A 16,052-nucleotide genomic window follows, 5' to 3' on the forward strand; every position below is an offset into this window, starting at 1 on the left:
TGATTTAAAAACCTTTGTGATTTATCCAAAAATCACAAATTGCAATGACAAGTTAGAGTTAGATTTCACTTTGAAAACACAACCTTTTAACCAAAGCGATAAAAAATCTAGCAATGCCAAAGTCAAAGGAACTGATTAAACTACAAATATACCCCAAAATCCACTTTGATGTGATAGAGCATTGCACGCTTGAAAATTAAGTCTTAGAATCTTATAATGCCTTGAGATTTGTTCAAAGGACACCTATGCCACGCCCTACCAACAAAAGCGATTTGCTTGCCTTAAGTCAGAAAAATTATGAATCTCTGCTTGCGTTGATAGAGCAAATCCCGCTTGAACAACAAAGCACACCCTTTGAATATAACGAGCGAGATAAGGCTTTGCGCGATGTGCTTGTGCATTTGTATGAATGGCAGATACTTTTGCTTCGCTTTGTGCGCACAAACCTTGAGAGGACGAGTGATTTTGTGCCTTTTCTCCCTGCGCCTTATAGTTTCAAAACCTATCCCGCGATGAATAGGGAGATTTGGCAAAAGCACCAAAGCACGCCATTAGAGAACGCAAAGGCAATGTTAGGAAAAAGCCACATAGAATGTATGGAGCTGATAGAGACTCTCCCACAAAAGGAACTTTTTGTCAAAAAGCACTACAAGTGGTGCGGCAACACAAGTCTTGGGAGCTATTGTGTGAGTGCGACTTCAAGCCATTATGATTGGGCAAGTAAATGTATAAAAAAGCGTGTGAGGAGCTTGAAAAAGGTTTAAGAATGCTTAAACCGCAAATCCTCATCAAGTGTATGAGCGAGAGTATCCATTAAGCGTAGCAAACCACACGATGAGTGGCAACAATGCGTAAGCAAACTGCGTTTTGAATACAGACGCATTTCCCTAATGCTCCCTCTTATAGCCTTCCCCCCAAGATTCTAAAGCTCTTAAGACACACTCCAAACTCTGCCCAAGTGGAGTGAGGCTGTATTCCACTCGTGGAGGCACTTCTGCATACACTTTTCTTTTGAGCAACTTTGCTTCCTCTAATTCGCGCAAGTTTTGAGTTAAAACCTTTTGAGAAATGCTCTGATTTTTTGTCGCACCCACAGACTTTTTAAGCTCACCAAATCGCTTTGTGCCACTTAGCAAATCGCGGATAATGATGATTTTCCATTTATTGCCAATGAGGTTTAAAGTCGTCTCAATCGGACATTCTGAAATATACGCATTCATTTTGCACCTCTTTTCTCTATAATTTATACGCAAGATTCTAAAGTTTTCAAAAATTATAGCACAAATAAATCCCAAATTTATACAATAGTATCAAAATAGATATTATATATTAAAAAAGTGCTTACTTGATTTTATATACTAAGTTCTATAAAATTGCAAAGCTGAAATTTCATATTTCAACATTTAAGATTCAAAGGAGACAAAATGAAAATCGCAGTTTTAGCAGCAAAAGGTAGGGCGGGCAGTGCAATCGTGCAAGAGGCAATCAATGCAGGATTTGAAGTGAGTGCATTTGTGAGGAGCAAAGCGCATTTTGATGAGAGGGTTCATCTTGTTGTGAAAGATATGTTTTCACTTACAAGCACTGATTTGCAAGGATTTGATGTGATTATTGATGCTTTTGGAGAGTGGCAAGATTTGTCTTTACATTTAAAACATATTGAGTATTTAAACTCCATTTTGCAAGGCAATGAGGCAAAGCTCATCGTAGTAGGAGGTGCAGGAAGTCTGTATATGAATACAACGCATACTCTTAGACTAATGGATACGCCAGAGTTTCCTAAGGAATATATGGGAGTGGCAGAAGCAACTGCAGAGGTGCTTGAGTTTGTGCGTAAAAGCAATCTCAATTGGCTCTATATCAGCCCTGCAGCACTTTTTTATGAAGGTAAATCGCAAAATTATGAGTTAATAGGCGAGGAATTTAAAGTCAATACAAAAGGTGAAAGTAGAGTGTCTTATAGCACTTATGCGACTGCACTTATCAAACTGCTTTCTAGTGGAGAAATTAAAATGTGCCAAAGAATAAGCCTCATTGAATTATAGGTTCTAAATGATATAATGGCACAGATTTTATGCAAAAAGATTTTGTGCCTATTCTTCATTACAATATTCTATCCATTGCCTTGCAATTTGTTTTTTTTTTTTTTGATAGAATGCGGGGTTTTCAATCAATAAAAAGGATTTGTAATGTTATATAATGATGATTTGGGCAAATTAATTGTGCGCTTATGCGTAGGTGGGCTTATGCTCTTTCACGGAGTCAATAAAATCACAAATGGCGTAAGCGGTATAGAGGGTTTTATGGAATCTCACGGATTACCCACACTTTTTGCCTATGGCGCGTATATCGGCGAGGTGCTTGCGCCATTGATGATAATTGTAGGCTATCAAGTGCGTATAGCTGCTGCCTTAGAGGCTTTTACAATGCTTGTGGCGATTTATGTTGCAACAGGATTTGAGATTTTTACCCTTGATAATCACGGCGCGTGGGTAATTGAGCTACATTTGCTCTATATGCTCCCTTGTATTGCCTTGATATTTATGGGTGGAGGTAGATATGGCGTGAAGTTTAAGAAATGAAAAATAGAAAACAAAAGGATTCCATAATGCCACCAAAAATCCTGCAAGTGCAAAATTTGACTTCAAAAAGGTTTATAAAGACTGCTACGCGCCCAAACCTACACCCTTAAAGCTTTTTGTGCCAACGCTTTCTTTTATAAGTGTGCAAGGAGCAGGGAATCCAAATGAGCCAAATGGTGCATATCAAGCAGCTTTAAAAACTCTCTTTACCCTCTCCTACACGCTCAAAATGAGCAAAACCACAAAGGCTTTGAAAGACTATGTAGAATATGTCGTGCCTCCGCTAGAAAGCTTGTGGTGGGGTAATGAGAACTTGAGCAATAAGGCAAATTTCAAATGGCAAGCGATGATTGCCCAGCCTGATTTTATCACGCAAGAACTCTTTGAATGGGCGTGTGAAGAGGTGCAGAGCAAAAAGGGCATAGACTGCTCCAAAGCGCGATTATTGCGCTTTGAAGAGGGGCTTTGCGTGCAGATACTACATATCGGCTCGTATGATGAGGAGCCACAAAGTCTCGCAAAAATAGAGGAATTTATCACTCGTAATGGCTTGCAAAATGACATCGGCAAAGATAATCTCACAAGAGCGCACCACGAAATCTATTTGAGTAATCCACACAAAACTCCCGTGCATAAATTTAAAACAATTTTACGCATTCCTGTGCGTGAGGGGTGAGAAAACACAAAGAGAAAGCGCAAGGGGAGAAAGGCTGAAACTTGCGGTAAATTAGCCTTTTGGTTATAATATTAGATTTGGAAATTAATAGAAAAAAGGAGAGGGAATGAAAGCAACAGAAAATAATTTTGGTTTTATGGAGCAAGAATCTTTGATTGAAATTCCATTTTTTCAAAGAGCGTATGTATGGGAAGAAGACCAGTGGAAACAACTTTTTGAAGACCTACAAGATAGTTATACAAATAACAGAGAACATTTTTTAGGCTCAATAGTTTTAAAACAACTTCCTACCAACGCAGGAGAGGGAACAAAAAGAAGCCTAATTGACGGACAACAAAGACTAACAACTTTCTCCATTCTCGTAAAATCTTTATATGATAAGCTAGATGAAGATGATAAGCAAGACAATGTTAAATATCTATTCAAAAAGCCGACCAAAGAAAAGAATCCAAAAATTCAACATTCTAAGGTTGATAAAACTTCTTTTAATCAAATTCTACAGGCTAAAGATTTTGTATCCTTGCAAGATATTGAAAGATGTAAAGAAGGCAAAGATAAGGATAAAATCAAAAATAGATTGATCCGATGCTATGAATATTTTACAAAACGAATAGAGGAAATAGAAAAAAATTATAAAGAATTTTTAGATTTTATTCTCAACTCTAAATTATGGGTTACCATTAATTTAGACACAAATGAAGACGAACAAAAAATCTTTGACTCTATTAACACCGCAGGTTTAAAACTCACCGCAACAGATATTATTAAAAATGCGCTTTTTGCAAAAGCTATGGCATTAAACGCAGACTATGAAAAGCTTTATAAGGAGTATTGGGAAGATTTATTTGAAGCAAAAGAAAATAAAGAATTTTGGGAAGAAGAAATTGCCACAGGAAGACTTAAAAGGGTGCAAAGTGAGATTTTTTTACACGCTTTTGCGATTATCGGGGGTTTCTTTGATGTTGAGAAAGACACTTTAGAAAACTTAAGTGATATTTATAAACAAAAAACAAGAGATTTTAGTGCACAACAACTAGAATCTTTTTTAAAGAAAATCAAAGAATATGCTTTAATTTATCAAAATTTTCCATACATTACCAAAGATACTCCATTATGCTTTGAAAATGATGAGCAACGCTTATTTCATATTTTAAAAGTTACAGATACAAATACAATAATGCCTTTAATTTTAGCTTTAAAATTTAACCTTAAAAACGATTTCGATACTATGAAAAGCTGCTTAAACTTATTAGAAGTTTTTATCCTTACGCGTTGGCTATGTCTTAAAAGCACAAAAGATTATAATAAACTCTTTGCAAATATGACAAAAAAGCTTAACAAAACCAACCCTCTAGAATTTTTAAAAAATAATTTAGAAGAAAAAGATATTCCAAAGAGATATGAAATTGAGGATTGTTTAATATCTAAAGATTGCTATCTTGCAAATAAAAAAGCTGCATTAATCCTTTTTTGGATAGAACTTTATAGACGCCATACAAATAAAAAGACACAAGATAGTATAGAGCTTTCTTATAAATGGACATTGGAACATCTTATGCCGCAATCGTGGGAAGAAAATTGGAAAAATATTGCAAAAGATGAGACTCACGCGGAAGATTTAATCTATCAAATAGGCAATATGACGCTTTTAAAAAGCTCTCTTAATAGTGCAATAAAAAATGCTTCTTGGAAAATCAAACTTAACGGCGATGGAAGTCGTAAAAATAGCATTAAAAGCTGTGCGGATTTGCTTATTACTAGAGAGCTATGCGATAAAACAATATGGAACGAAGATACCATAAGGGATAGGACACAGAGATTAACACAAGAATTTTTCAAAATTTGGAATGTTGATATTTTCACTAAATAATTAAAATAAGGACACCCAATGCGCTACTTCATCGGCATAGCATCAAAAAATCATATTCAAATAGGACAAGCAGGGGGATTTTGCCAACTCTGCCACGGCAAAGCCGCACCGCTTAAAAGAATGAAGCAAAATGATAAAATCATCTATTATAGCCCTAAGCTTACTATGGAATCTAAAGAGCCTTATCAAGCCTTCACTGCACTAGGTGAAATCGCAGATGAAAATGTGTATCAAGTGGAGATGTTTAAGGGATTTTTCCCTTTTAGGCGCAATGTGCTATGGAGTGAAATTAAGCGAGAATGCCCTTTAAACGTGGCAAAGACACACCCAGAATGGAAAGCCTACGCAAGCAAACTGCGTTTTGGGCATTTTGAAGTCTCCAAAGAGTTTTTTAACTTCCTCGCAGAGTATATGACACAGGATTCTTAATGCAAAATACAATCTGCCAAAACTGCGGTATGCCTATCACTTCAAAGGAGCAATTCAATGCGCACTGCACTAAAATTTTCCCAACACTAAAAAGGTGGCGAGGGAATTAATGCGCACGCAAAAAGAAATTTTCGCCCTTATTTTAGATTTTGCCAAACGCACAGATTCTATCCGCGCGGTTACATTAGAGGGTTCAAGGGCAAATCCCAACATCAAGCAAGATAAATTTTGCGATTATGATATTTCTTTTTTCTTAAACGCTAAAAACTTAGAATCCTTTAAAAACAATGAGGAATGGCTTAAAATCTTTGGCAATATTTTAATGCTCCAAAAGCCCGAATCTATGGAACTTTACCCGCCTGATTTAAGGGAGGGTTGGTTTAGCTTTTTAGTGCTTTTTGATGATGGAGTGCGCATAGATTTGAGCCTTATTCCCCTTGCAGACATAGAATGGTATAAGGACAATGAGCGGCTAATGCGCGTTTTGCTTGATAAGGATAATCAATTTATGCCTATCAATGAGCCAAGTGATAGTGCATTTTTTATCAAGCCTCTAACCAAACAGAGCTTTTTGGACTGCTGCAATGAATTGTATTGGCTCTATGTTTGCACACACAAGGACATTTTAAGAGGCGAATTGCTCCTTGCAAACGCACATTTAGCGATGATGAGAGAGGGGCTTTTGATTTTGCTTTCTTGGCGTGTGGCATTAAGACAAAATAATTTTGCTTTTTCTCTAGGCAAGGAATATAAGTTTTTACCCCATTTTTTAGAGCCTAAAGAGCGCAAAACTCTCTATAAGTGCTATAAACTAGGGGATTTAAAACAAGCGCAAAAAACGCTTAAAATAATGGAGAAATTCTTTGCCAAAAATGCGCGGGAGCTTATAAAAGTGCATTTTAAAGATTTGCACACTCTGCCTTATGCAAAAGTAGCAAAGCAATATGTGAGGATTCTAAAACATAAAATAGTATAAATCAAACCAAAAGATGAGTTTGAAAAAGATTTTGATACGCACGATAAAATAAAGAAAAAGTTAAATAAATCTCAATTAAAATATAATACAAAATAATATGCCATATAAGGAATCCAAAATGACACAAGAATATAAAACAAAAGGTTATTTTAGCTATCTGCCCATAAGCTTTTTTGGTGCGTGTATGGGGCTTAGTGCAATCAGCGTGGCGTGGGATAAAATGATGCGCTTAATCCAAAACCTCACCATAAATACAGAAAATTTCCTTGCCCCAACCCATAACACAAACTTCTTGCCTTCAACTCTCCTTGCTAATTTTAGCTTTGCTCTTTCTGTCTCTTTTGCACTCCTTGCCCTCATTGCGTTTATAGGGCTAGTAAGTGCCTATGCTTTGAAGATTCTAAGCAGCTTTGAGAGTGTCAAGCTTGAGTTTGTCTCGCCTCTGACGCGTCCATTTTTTGGCACATTTTTTATCTCTTTACTGCTTTTGCCCTTTGCACTCCATAGACTTGGACTTCCTGAATCCTTAAGCCTTGCGGTATGGATTGTAGGAGCAATTTTAATGTTTATCTTTAGTGTGCATATCGTGCAATTTTGGATTTGCAACAAGCTTGAGCTTTCCCATATTACCCCTGCGTGGATTATCCCTGTCGTAGGTTTGCTAGACTTGCCCTTAGCCTTGCCTTTGTTTGTGGATAAAGTATGGGTGCAGGATTTTAGCTTTATCATTGCTGGATTTTGTGTGGGTGTTGGATTCTTTTGGAGTATCGTGCTATGTGTGCTTATTTTTGCACGCATCGTGTTTTTTGAAAAACTCCCTGAAAAGCTAATGCCCACCCTTGTGATACTTCTAGCTCCATTTGGTGCAGGAGTAAGTGCCTATGCAGTATTCATTCGAATTCCTATTCTTAGTAGCATAGATAATTCAAGCTATGTACAAGCTCTTATTAGTCTCCTTAATAGTACAAATAACTTAGACTACGCGCTGCTTTCCATTGGATTATTTTTGCTTTTTGCTCTATTGCCTCAAGTCTTTCAAATCGGCAAATGTTGCCCATTTAGAATCTCGTGGTGGGCGATTAGTTTCCCTTTGGCTGCAATGTGTATTGCAAGCTTTAATATTGCAGAATCTATCGCTTCAAAATCCTCTGCTCTAAGTGGTGGAGCAATATTCTTTTCTGCACTCTCTAGTATGCTCTTAATTGCTGTAACACTTACTTTTATATGGCTACTTGTACGCACATTGAGAGGAATTATCAAAGGTGAGTTAAAAAATCTTGCCTAAACTTTAAAGCTTAGAATTTATCATTGAAGTTTTCAGAAAATTCTGCTGAGAGTGAGAAATTGTGCTTTGCATTGTTGCTCCTTGCAATCTAATATAAAATCAATTTTGGCATTATAAATACTTACATTTTGTCAAAAAAAAAGGGGGGGGGGGTTGGGACTAAAATTTATCATAAAAGATTTTGTTATAATCACAGCATAAGGATTGATAATCGCAGAGGAAACAAGGGGTGCAAATGTCGGCTTGGAATAAATCACCACAACCACACAAAGATGAAATCATTTATGAGTTTAAGTATAGTTTTCCAAAGGGGTGGTTTAATCGTTTTGAGCGGATAGTAGATAGAGTAGCGACAATAATAGTTTTATTTGTCTCACTTGGATTGATTTTAGATTTTTATAATTATAGTGCAATCTATGATACGATGATTCTAATCTTTAGTTATCCTACATATTTGAGCTTAGAAAATTGGCTTGTTTTGGGGTTATATAGTATTTGCTTTCCTGCACCTTTTTTATTGGTTTTATGGAGCTTTAATGGGCTCTTGTTTCGTCAAAGAAATGCGATTTTTCTTACTAATGAGGGAATGTATATACGCTCTAGTGGTTTTTTAAAGCTATGGTATCAGCATAGATTCTATAAATATGGGGAATTTGGGTTTTATGTGCAGAAGATAGGTGGTGCTATCTATACGAGCAATTGGACGATAAGAATAAATGATATAAATACACAATATCGCCACTACTTTCATAATCTTTCAAACAAAGAATCTAAAGTTTATGTGATAGTTGATAATGATGAGCAAGATATGAAAAAGCTCCTTGAAATCCTAAGAGAAAAAACACAAGAAGCCTTAGAGAAACAAGGCAAAGCAAATCAATATGATTTGCGTGAGAAAATTAAACATTTACATATAAAGGAGTGGTAAAGAGATAAAATAAAACCAACTTTGGCATTATAAAGCCTGATATTAAGTATCTCTCAAGGGTTTGAAGAGAAAATTGTAGAAATTTTTAAGTATTAAAATGAGGTTTATTCTTCTAAAATAATAAAATCTCTTTTTGGTTTATTTACTTGAGCGCCTCTTCTAGTGTCATTATAAGACTTATAAGATGTTTGAGAAGCCATTTTTAAAAAATTGAGCGCATAATCATCTTTAGCAAGTCTTGCGGTGCTTGATGAAATTTTAGGAATATACTCTTGTAGAATCTTGACACGCTCAATTACATCTTCAAAATATCCTTGTGCCATTTGATTACGCTCTTTGTTTTTTTCCCAGCTAAAGCCTTTATTGTAGGATTTAATCACTTCATACCAATTTCCCTTACGCACTTTGTGCCAATAACTTAACTCATCAAGTGCGCTCTGAAGGGCAAATTCATCATCACGAATAAGAAGCTCTCCTACCATATTACGCATAAAATTAGAATCTTTTTGCTTGTGTTTTTTAATAATACCCGGAATATGTGCGTGAAAAATACCTGCTGATGGGTCAGCGAAATTCACCCTATACTCTCCAGCACAAGATTCTTTCCACGCAATAGCTGCCATTGTGTAGCCAAAGCCACTCTTTGCACCATATTTAAAGGCTTTTAAAATAACTTGCTTTTGGTTTTTATTAAATTCTTTTGGTTGCACACATTTGCCCTCAATTTTATGAAGCGGTAGGGCAAATGCAATACATAAAGCCCCGCTTATCGCCATTATACATAATCCAATGATGATTTTCACTCTCTAACCTCCAATAAGACTTTAGTGATTCTCAATATATGTAAATAAGTTTTTAACAAGTCTGCATTATAATGATACAATCATATCTAAATTTTAAAGGAATATCCTTGAAATCATCATATTTGCCCTTACTTATTGAAATTTTCACTGAAGAACTCCCCGCTCTCCCTTTTCTCAAAGAGTTACCGCATATGGTAGAAAAATGGCAAAAAATTGCGCAAAAACACCGCATTACTTCTACGCCCACTCTCTATTTCACACCGCGCCGCATTGTGCTTTATGAGCAAAACTTCGCCACTCATACACAAGATATTCTTATAGAATCTTATGGTCCTCCCCTTGCTATTGCTTTTATTAATGGTGATAAAACAAAGGGTCTAAGCAAAGCGGGTGAAAGCTTCTTCAAAAAACTTGAGTTGCCAACAAACACGCCTTATGAAATAAGAATCAAAGAGAATAAAGAAGTCCTCTATTATGCCAAAATGCAAAAAGGTGTGCAAACAAAAGATATTGTAGGAGAGATACTCATAGAGTGGCTCAAGGCATTGCAATTTGGCAAAAGTATGTTTTGGGGCAACTTAAATGAAAGCTTTATCCGCCCTGTGCGCAATATTTTTATCTTACTTGGAGAACAAAGTGTTTCTTTTAATGCTTTTGGGCTGCATAGCATTGCCCAAACTTATCCACACCGAGATATAAGCTTTGAGCCTTATGCCATTACCTCTCCTTCTGATTATTTTCAATCCTTAGAAAAAAGCAAAGTCATACTTGAACAAAACAAACGAAGAGCAATGATTTTAGAGCAAATTGTAGTCATAGAATCGCAAGAAAACATAAAGGTAGAAATTGATGAAGCATTGCTTAATGAAATTGTAGCCATTACAGAATATCCACGCGCAGCGTATGGAATCTTTGATAAGCAGTTCTTACAGCTACCCAATGAGGTCATTATTACTTCAATGAAAGAAAATCAACGATATTTTGCCACCTACAAAGACGGGCATCTCCACAATGGTTTTGTGCTTGTTGCTAATTCTACTGCTGCTAATCTTGGACCTATTGTGCAGGGCAATCAAAAGGTTTTAAAAGCGCGCCTCTCTGATGCTGTATTTTTCTATGAAAATGACCTTAAAAATGGATTTGCTCCTGAAAAATTAGGGCAGATTCTATTTGTTGATGGGCTAGGTTCATTACTTGATAAAACTAAGCGCGAAAGCGTCATTGCACTTGAATTGCTCAAATTTTATACTCATAAGATAGATATGAAGATTCAAGAATCCCAAGAAATATTAAGCACTGCAGTGAAGTATGCAAAGGCTGATTTACTCACAGAAATGGTATATGAATTTACTGAACTGCAGGGAATTATAGGCTATTATTATGCGCAAAGCTTTGGTATGCACCCACTTGTTGCTCAAGCTATCAAAGAACAATATCTTCCCACAGGGGAAGATTCTCCACTTCCTAGCCATATACTTAGCGCAATCCTCGCCCTTAGTATCAAGCTTGATAACATTTTTGCTCTCTTTAGCATTGATAAGATTCCTAGCGGCTCAAAAGACCCTTTTGCTCTGCGCAGGGCTGCAAATGGGGTCATTAAAATTATATGGCATTATGGACTAGATTTTGACTTGAGCATTGATATACCTCGCTTATATCAAGCAGGAGGCTATAAACCAAGCAATATGCAGCGCATTGAATCTTTTTTTCTTGAACGACTTGAGGGTATGCTCAAGGTTAATCCCTCTCTTATCCGATGTGTGCTTAATGCTCGTGTCAATAACGCAAAAGTGCGTAATCTCAACACCATTATACACAACATTGAAGCACTAAGCGCATTTTTTGAAAAAAGTGACAAACAATCTCTCATTACGCTTTTTAAACGCGTAGCAAATATTCTTAACGATGATATAATACCCACACACATTGACGAATCTCTCTTAAGTTTTCCTCAAGAAATTGCCCTTTACCAAGCTCTTAAAGCTCTTAAAGCAAAGGAATTTAAGGACATAAGTGAGCATATTGCTACACTTTTTTCACTCAAAGAACCCTTAGAAGCATTTTTTGCTTCTGTGCTTGTAAATGATAATGATAATGCCATTAAGACAAATCGTCAAATGCTTATTTTGAGCATATATAATGAATTTCTCCGCATTGGGGATATTAAGGACATTACACTTTGAAATCATTGTATCAAATCTTTATACTTGAATCAAAAAATATATTTACCTCTGTTTCAGCTATGCTCATTATTTTTGGGGGCTCGCTTTTTTATCTTTTCCTCTATCCCACGCCTTATTATGAAGATGTCGTAAGTGCGCAAAAAATTGCACTTATTGATTATGATAATACTTCCTCATCGCGCGAACTCATTGCGCTTATAAGGGCATCGCCACATTTAGAGCTTGTAGGGATTCTTGATAATCCACAAAAAGCACAAAATCTCATAGAATCTAATCGCATTTATGGCTTACTTATTATTCCTAAAGATTTTGAAAAACATCTCTATAAGCATATCCCGCCCACAATTCCTATTATGGCAAATGCTTCGTATTTGCTTATTTATGGTGCCATTGCTAATGCTGCTGCTGATGTCATCAATGAATTTAACACACTTCATAAAACAAAGCTCAATGTGCAAGAATATGACATTTTACAGCCCACATTTATCCCTCTTTTCAACCCTTCAATGGGCTATATTAACTATACTCTAGCACCTGTGCTTATTTTTATTTTGCACCAAACGCTTGTCGCTGGAGCTGGAATCATCGGTGGCACACAGAATCAACAATTTTCTCAAGGTATGCGAAATTACTATTCTTGGGCAAATCCATTGATTTTAGTATTATGCAAAATAATTGTATTTTTTTGTATTTACGCTTTGCTTTTTGCATTTTATTTTGGCTTTGCATATGCATTTTATGGCGTGAATGTCAATGCTAGTATTCTTGATTTTTGGCTTTTTAGCATTGCTTTTATTCTTTCAACTGCTGCATTTGGCGTATTTTTTGGCTCATTGCTTCCCAAACGCGCCCTATCAACGCAAATCATTATGCTCGCCTCTATGCCCATAGTATTTTTACTAGGCTTTATGTGGCCTCAAGCACAAATCGCTCCTTGGGCAAGTGATGTTATTGCCTTTTTGCCTGCATATCACGGAATCAATGGACTTTTACAACTTAACCAAATGGGCGCTAGCTTTGGCAGTGTATGGGAATATTTTATGAGCTTACTATTTTTAGGCATAGTGTATGCAGGTGCGAGTGCCCTTGTGATTTATAAAAAAACTTTACGTTGGTAATTACTTTATAATCAACATAATATGTTCCACAACAGAATCTGCCTTTAACTATTTTGCATTTCAAACATTTTATCAAATAGTTCAAAATATGATGAGATAGAAAAAATATTTTAAAGCAATCACTTATTTAGTTACACATACAAATGCGAAAGTATGGAGTTTATGGGATTAATTCCATTACACTTAATAAGACAAATTTTGATTCTTCTGGTGGCATTAAACCAAAGGTAAGTAAGTTAATGATGCCAAGCATCTTTAATAATACAAGCATTGAAGCGCCTAATGATTTTAGTATGCTCCTTACAAAAGAAAATGTGCAAGATTATTTAAATGCCCTTAGCATGCAGATAAAGCTATCAGTCAAATGAACAATAACCTAATGTGTGCTTATAACACCACCCCAAATAAGCACAAAAGGTAAAACGAGAGGAGCACCCCATACATATATTGGTGCGCGAATAGAAAACATAAGGCTATCTTGCGATGAATAATGTGAAGAATAGTCCGTGCGATGTGTAAGTGAAAAATATATCGGTGAGCTTGGCAAAATTAAAATACCTTTATCAAAATATGCTCCATCTATCGTGCTATCTCTAAATCCACCACCAATATATACGCTTAGAATCTGCCACCCACGAATATTGAAAAATGCAGGATGCCAATAACCCTCAATCCCAAACCGATGAGAATCCTGCCCACTAAAGCCATATTCATAGCGAAATTTCGCTCCAAAAAATTGTGGAAATTTACCAACACTACCAAAGGAGAGTTTGCCAAAATCAAAGGCAATATGCTTTTGTGAATAGTACCACTGATTGAAAGTCATAGAATCTTCATTAAATATAAATCCATATTCTGTGCCAAATGTATTTAAGAGTATGCTTAGTCTTGAAAATACTCCGCCAGATGTCAATGTCTCTGGCCAAGCCTTTTTATCATAAGCCTTTGGATACACAAATCTCTCATCAAAGAGAAAATCACTTAGCTCATAAGAAGACTCTTGCTTTTCCTCGTTGTAATTTTTATCATTATTTTTTGGATATAATTCATTAGTATTTGAAGGCAATGCTACCCCAACTTCTCCATAGGTGCTTGTAATAAAGAATATAAAAACAATACATTTAAGAATCTGTTGGATCATTACCCCCTACCTTAAATTATATAGATTTATTGCATTTGTGCAGCGACTTCGGCAGCAAAATCCTCAACTTTTTTCTCAATACCCTCACCCAACTCAAAGCGGATATACTCAATTATTTCAATCTCATCACCTAGCTCTTTAGATTTAGCCTCAAGCACTTGAGCAATCGTTTTTTTGTCGTCCATTACATAAAATTGCCCTAAAAGTGTCAATCTTTGGTCAAGCAATGTGCTATCAGCCACAAATCGCTCCATTTGTCCGGGCAAAATTTTATCCCAAATTGCTTCTGGCTTGCCTTGAGCTTTTAAATCTTCTCGTAACTTTTGCTCTTGTGCTTGAAGCACAGATTCTGTAAGTTCGCTGCGGCTGATGTATTGTGGAATCTTATGTAATGGCTTACCAAGCCTTTTAAACTCCTCATTTTCCTTTTGTAATTCAGCAATAAGAGCAACTTTTTCTTTTTGAATAAATTCATATTCAAGCTGTGTGTAGCTTAATACTTGAGGTTTCATTGCAGCAGCGTGCATACAGATACTCTTAGCAAGCTCTACACAAGCAACTTTTGAACTTTCTTTATCAAACTTCATCGCAATAAGCACGCCTACGCGTCCATTTGAATGCACATAACCATTCACAATGCCTTTTCCTTGTGCTTCAATACTAGCAATGCGACGCACAACGATATTTTCACCAATTTTAGCAATGTTTTGTTGGAGGTATTCCTCAAATTTTACACCACCAATACTCATTGTATGCAGAGATTGCGCACTAGAGAGAGCATTATCATATACAATTTTTGATGTTTGCGCTACAAGCTCTTTGAATGTATCATTTTTGGCTACAAAATCTGTTTCTGAATTAATCTCAATAATGCTTGCTTTGCTAAAATCATTTGCCACCTCTACACTCACAATACCTTCACTTGCTATCCTATCAGCCTTTTTGGCTGCTTTGCTTAAGCCTTTTTCGCGCAAGTATTCTACCGCTTTTTCAAGATTACCCTCTGTTTCTACAAGTGCTTTTTTGCAGTCCATCATACCTGCATCTGTCATCTCACGAAGCTGTTTTACAAGCTGTGCTGGAATATCTGCCATATTATGCCTCCTCTTGCATTTGTGTAGCAACTTCAGCAGTTACTTCATCAAGAATCTCTTGCTTTTCTTCATTAGTGACTGGAGCAATTTGCTCTCCTTGCTCATTCTGCTCATCTTTATTTTCAGAGCGCCCCTCTAAAATTGCCTCACTTATTTCTTTGCAAAAGAGCTGAATGGAACGTATCGCATCATCATTACCCGGAATAGGATAATCTACCATATCAGGGTCGCAGTTTGTATCAAGTGGTGCAACCACAGGAATACCAAGCCGTCTTGCTTCTGCTACAGCAATTTTCTCTTTTGCTGCATCAATGACAAAAATCATATCAGGGGCTTTTTTCATATGTCGCACACCGCCAAGATATTTATCAAGCTTTTCTTTTTTGCGTTGCAACATAAGCTTTTCTTTCTTCGTGAGCAAATCAATTTGCCCGCTGCTCTCCATTTCTTCAATAATTTCAAGTCTGCGAATTGATTTTTTGATTGTGCTAAAATTCGTGAGCATTCCGCCAAGCCATCGGTAATTAACATAAGGCGCATTTACAGATTCTGCATATTGTTTTAATGTTTCACTTGCTTGTCGCTTTGTGCCCACAAACATAATCACTTTACCCTCACTTGCTGCTTGTTTAATAATATTATAAGTGTAGCGAAAGTAGCGTAAAGTCTTTTGCAAGTCAATAATGTGAATATTTTTTCTCACGCCAAAGATAAATCTTTTCATCTTTGGATTCCAGCGACGAGTTTGATGTCCAAAATGCACACCACATTCAAGTAGGTCTTTCATTGTTACCATAGGTTCTCCTTGTAAATTTTGGTTTATCCTCCATACCCCTTAGCAAGACTCATTAAACCCTTGCAACCTCATAAGGATTGGTATGTGTGAATTTGCTATTAAGCTTTATGTGCTGCTAGATTCTATAACAGAGCATACTTTTTTCAAAGTAAAAGACAAAAATTTTAGCTT

18 protein-coding genes are annotated in these 16,052 nt (G+C 36.3%); 12 read left to right on the forward strand and 6 right to left on the reverse strand.

What is annotated here, in order from left to right:
* Window positions 1-245 precede the first annotated feature (245 nt).
* A complete protein-coding gene (locus HH_RS05180; protein WP_011115894.1) occupies window positions 246-764 on the forward strand; it encodes a ClbS/DfsB family four-helix bundle protein in 519 nt (172 codons plus the stop codon).
* Here HH_RS05180 and HH_RS09810 read toward each other — a convergent pair.
* Window positions 761-883 carry a hypothetical protein gene (locus tag HH_RS09810; protein WP_011115895.1) on the reverse strand — a complete coding sequence of 41 codons (123 nt, stop codon included), beginning with the start codon at window positions 881-883 and terminating at the stop codon, window positions 761-763. The two genes, HH_RS05180 and HH_RS09810, sit on opposite strands and share 4 nt — an antisense overlap.
* Window positions 884-887: 4 nt before the next feature.
* Window positions 888-1,220, reverse strand: coding sequence for a MarR family transcription factor RrpB (gene rrpB / locus HH_RS05185; RefSeq protein WP_034342469.1), 333 nt, complete (start codon window positions 1,218-1,220; stop codon window positions 888-890).
* Window positions 1,221-1,424: 204 nt separating this feature from the next.
* On the opposite strand from rrpB, the gene HH_RS05190 reads away from it, so the two are divergent.
* The 8 genes from HH_RS05190 (at window position 1,425) to HH_RS05225 (ending at window position 8,746) form a co-directional block, all read left to right on the forward strand.
* Window positions 1,425-2,045: an SDR family oxidoreductase gene (locus tag HH_RS05190; RefSeq protein ID WP_011115897.1), complete on the forward strand. Its 621-nt coding sequence runs from the start codon at window positions 1,425-1,427 to the stop codon at window positions 2,043-2,045.
* Window positions 2,046-2,189: 144 nt separating this feature from the next.
* Complete coding sequence (locus tag HH_RS05195; protein ID WP_011115899.1) at window positions 2,190-2,582, forward strand: DoxX family protein; 393 nt, start codon at window positions 2,190-2,192, stop codon at window positions 2,580-2,582.
* A 118-nt stretch (window positions 2,583-2,700) separates the two neighbouring features.
* Window positions 2,701-3,258: a GyrI-like domain-containing protein gene (locus tag HH_RS05200; RefSeq protein ID WP_011115900.1), complete on the forward strand. Its 558-nt coding sequence runs from the start codon at window positions 2,701-2,703 to the stop codon at window positions 3,256-3,258.
* A gap of 106 nt (window positions 3,259-3,364) precedes the next feature.
* On the forward strand, window positions 3,365-5,128 hold the full coding sequence (locus HH_RS05205; protein ID WP_011115901.1) for a DUF262 domain-containing protein: 1,764 nt from the start codon (window positions 3,365-3,367) through the stop codon (window positions 5,126-5,128).
* Between the two features lie 18 nt (window positions 5,129-5,146).
* Window positions 5,147-5,557: an EVE domain-containing protein gene (locus HH_RS05210; RefSeq protein WP_011115902.1), complete on the forward strand. Its 411-nt coding sequence runs from the start codon at window positions 5,147-5,149 to the stop codon at window positions 5,555-5,557.
* Between the two features lie 109 nt (window positions 5,558-5,666).
* The gene (locus HH_RS05215; RefSeq protein ID WP_050720608.1) at window positions 5,667-6,533 is read left to right on the forward strand and encodes an aminoglycoside 6-adenylyltransferase; all 867 of its coding nucleotides are present in this window, start codon (window positions 5,667-5,669) and stop codon (window positions 6,531-6,533) included.
* Window positions 6,534-6,651: 118 nt separating this feature from the next.
* Entirely contained in the window at window positions 6,652-7,818 is a 1,167-nt protein-coding gene (locus tag HH_RS05220) for an SLAC1 anion channel family protein (RefSeq protein ID WP_011115904.1), read from the forward strand.
* Window positions 7,819-8,053: 235 nt separating this feature from the next.
* Window positions 8,054-8,746 carry a hypothetical protein gene (locus HH_RS05225; RefSeq protein WP_011115905.1) on the forward strand — a complete coding sequence of 231 codons (693 nt, stop codon included), beginning with the start codon at window positions 8,054-8,056 and terminating at the stop codon, window positions 8,744-8,746.
* A gap of 104 nt (window positions 8,747-8,850) precedes the next feature.
* Here HH_RS05225 and HH_RS05230 read toward each other — a convergent pair whose 3' ends face one another.
* A complete protein-coding gene (locus tag HH_RS05230) occupies window positions 8,851-9,549 on the reverse strand; it encodes a hypothetical protein (protein WP_011115906.1) in 699 nt (232 codons plus the stop codon).
* Between the two features lie 107 nt (window positions 9,550-9,656).
* Here HH_RS05230 and glyS point away from each other — a divergent pair, with 107 nt between their 5' ends.
* The 3 genes from glyS to HH_RS05245 all read left to right on the forward strand — a co-directional run bounded on the left by glyS (window position 9,657) and on the right by HH_RS05245 (window position 13,218).
* Window positions 9,657-11,732 carry a glycine--tRNA ligase subunit beta gene (glyS, locus tag HH_RS05235; RefSeq protein WP_041309081.1) on the forward strand — a complete coding sequence of 692 codons (2,076 nt, stop codon included), beginning with the start codon at window positions 9,657-9,659 and terminating at the stop codon, window positions 11,730-11,732.
* On the forward strand, window positions 11,729-12,850 hold the full coding sequence (locus HH_RS05240; RefSeq protein WP_011115908.1) for an ABC transporter permease: 1,122 nt from the start codon (window positions 11,729-11,731) through the stop codon (window positions 12,848-12,850). The genes glyS and HH_RS05240 overlap by 4 nt, the downstream gene beginning before the upstream one ends.
* A 143-nt stretch (window positions 12,851-12,993) precedes the next feature.
* On the forward strand, window positions 12,994-13,218 hold the full coding sequence (locus HH_RS05245; protein ID WP_011115909.1) for a hypothetical protein: 225 nt from the start codon (window positions 12,994-12,996) through the stop codon (window positions 13,216-13,218).
* A gap of 8 nt (window positions 13,219-13,226) precedes the next feature.
* Here HH_RS05245 and HH_RS09205 read toward each other — a convergent pair whose 3' ends face one another.
* Genes HH_RS09205 through rpsB form a run of 3 tightly spaced genes read right to left on the reverse strand, consistent with a single transcriptional unit; the run spans window position 13,227 to window position 15,881 of the window.
* Window positions 13,227-13,991, reverse strand: coding sequence for a hypothetical protein (locus HH_RS09205; protein WP_011115910.1), 765 nt, complete (start codon window positions 13,989-13,991; stop codon window positions 13,227-13,229).
* A gap of 26 nt (window positions 13,992-14,017) precedes the next feature.
* Window positions 14,018-15,085 carry a translation elongation factor Ts gene (tsf, locus tag HH_RS05255; protein ID WP_011115911.1) on the reverse strand — a complete coding sequence of 356 codons (1,068 nt, stop codon included), beginning with the start codon at window positions 15,083-15,085 and terminating at the stop codon, window positions 14,018-14,020.
* 1 nt (window position 15,086) lies between these two features.
* Window positions 15,087-15,881, reverse strand: a complete 795-nt coding sequence (gene rpsB / locus HH_RS05260; protein ID WP_011115912.1) for a 30S ribosomal protein S2 — start codon at window positions 15,879-15,881, stop codon at window positions 15,087-15,089.
* Window positions 15,882-16,052 lie beyond the last annotated feature (171 nt).

This window comes from Helicobacter hepaticus ATCC 51449, from assembly GCF_000007905.1.
Lineage (GTDB): Bacteria > Campylobacterota > Campylobacteria > Campylobacterales > Helicobacteraceae > Helicobacter_C > Helicobacter_C hepaticus.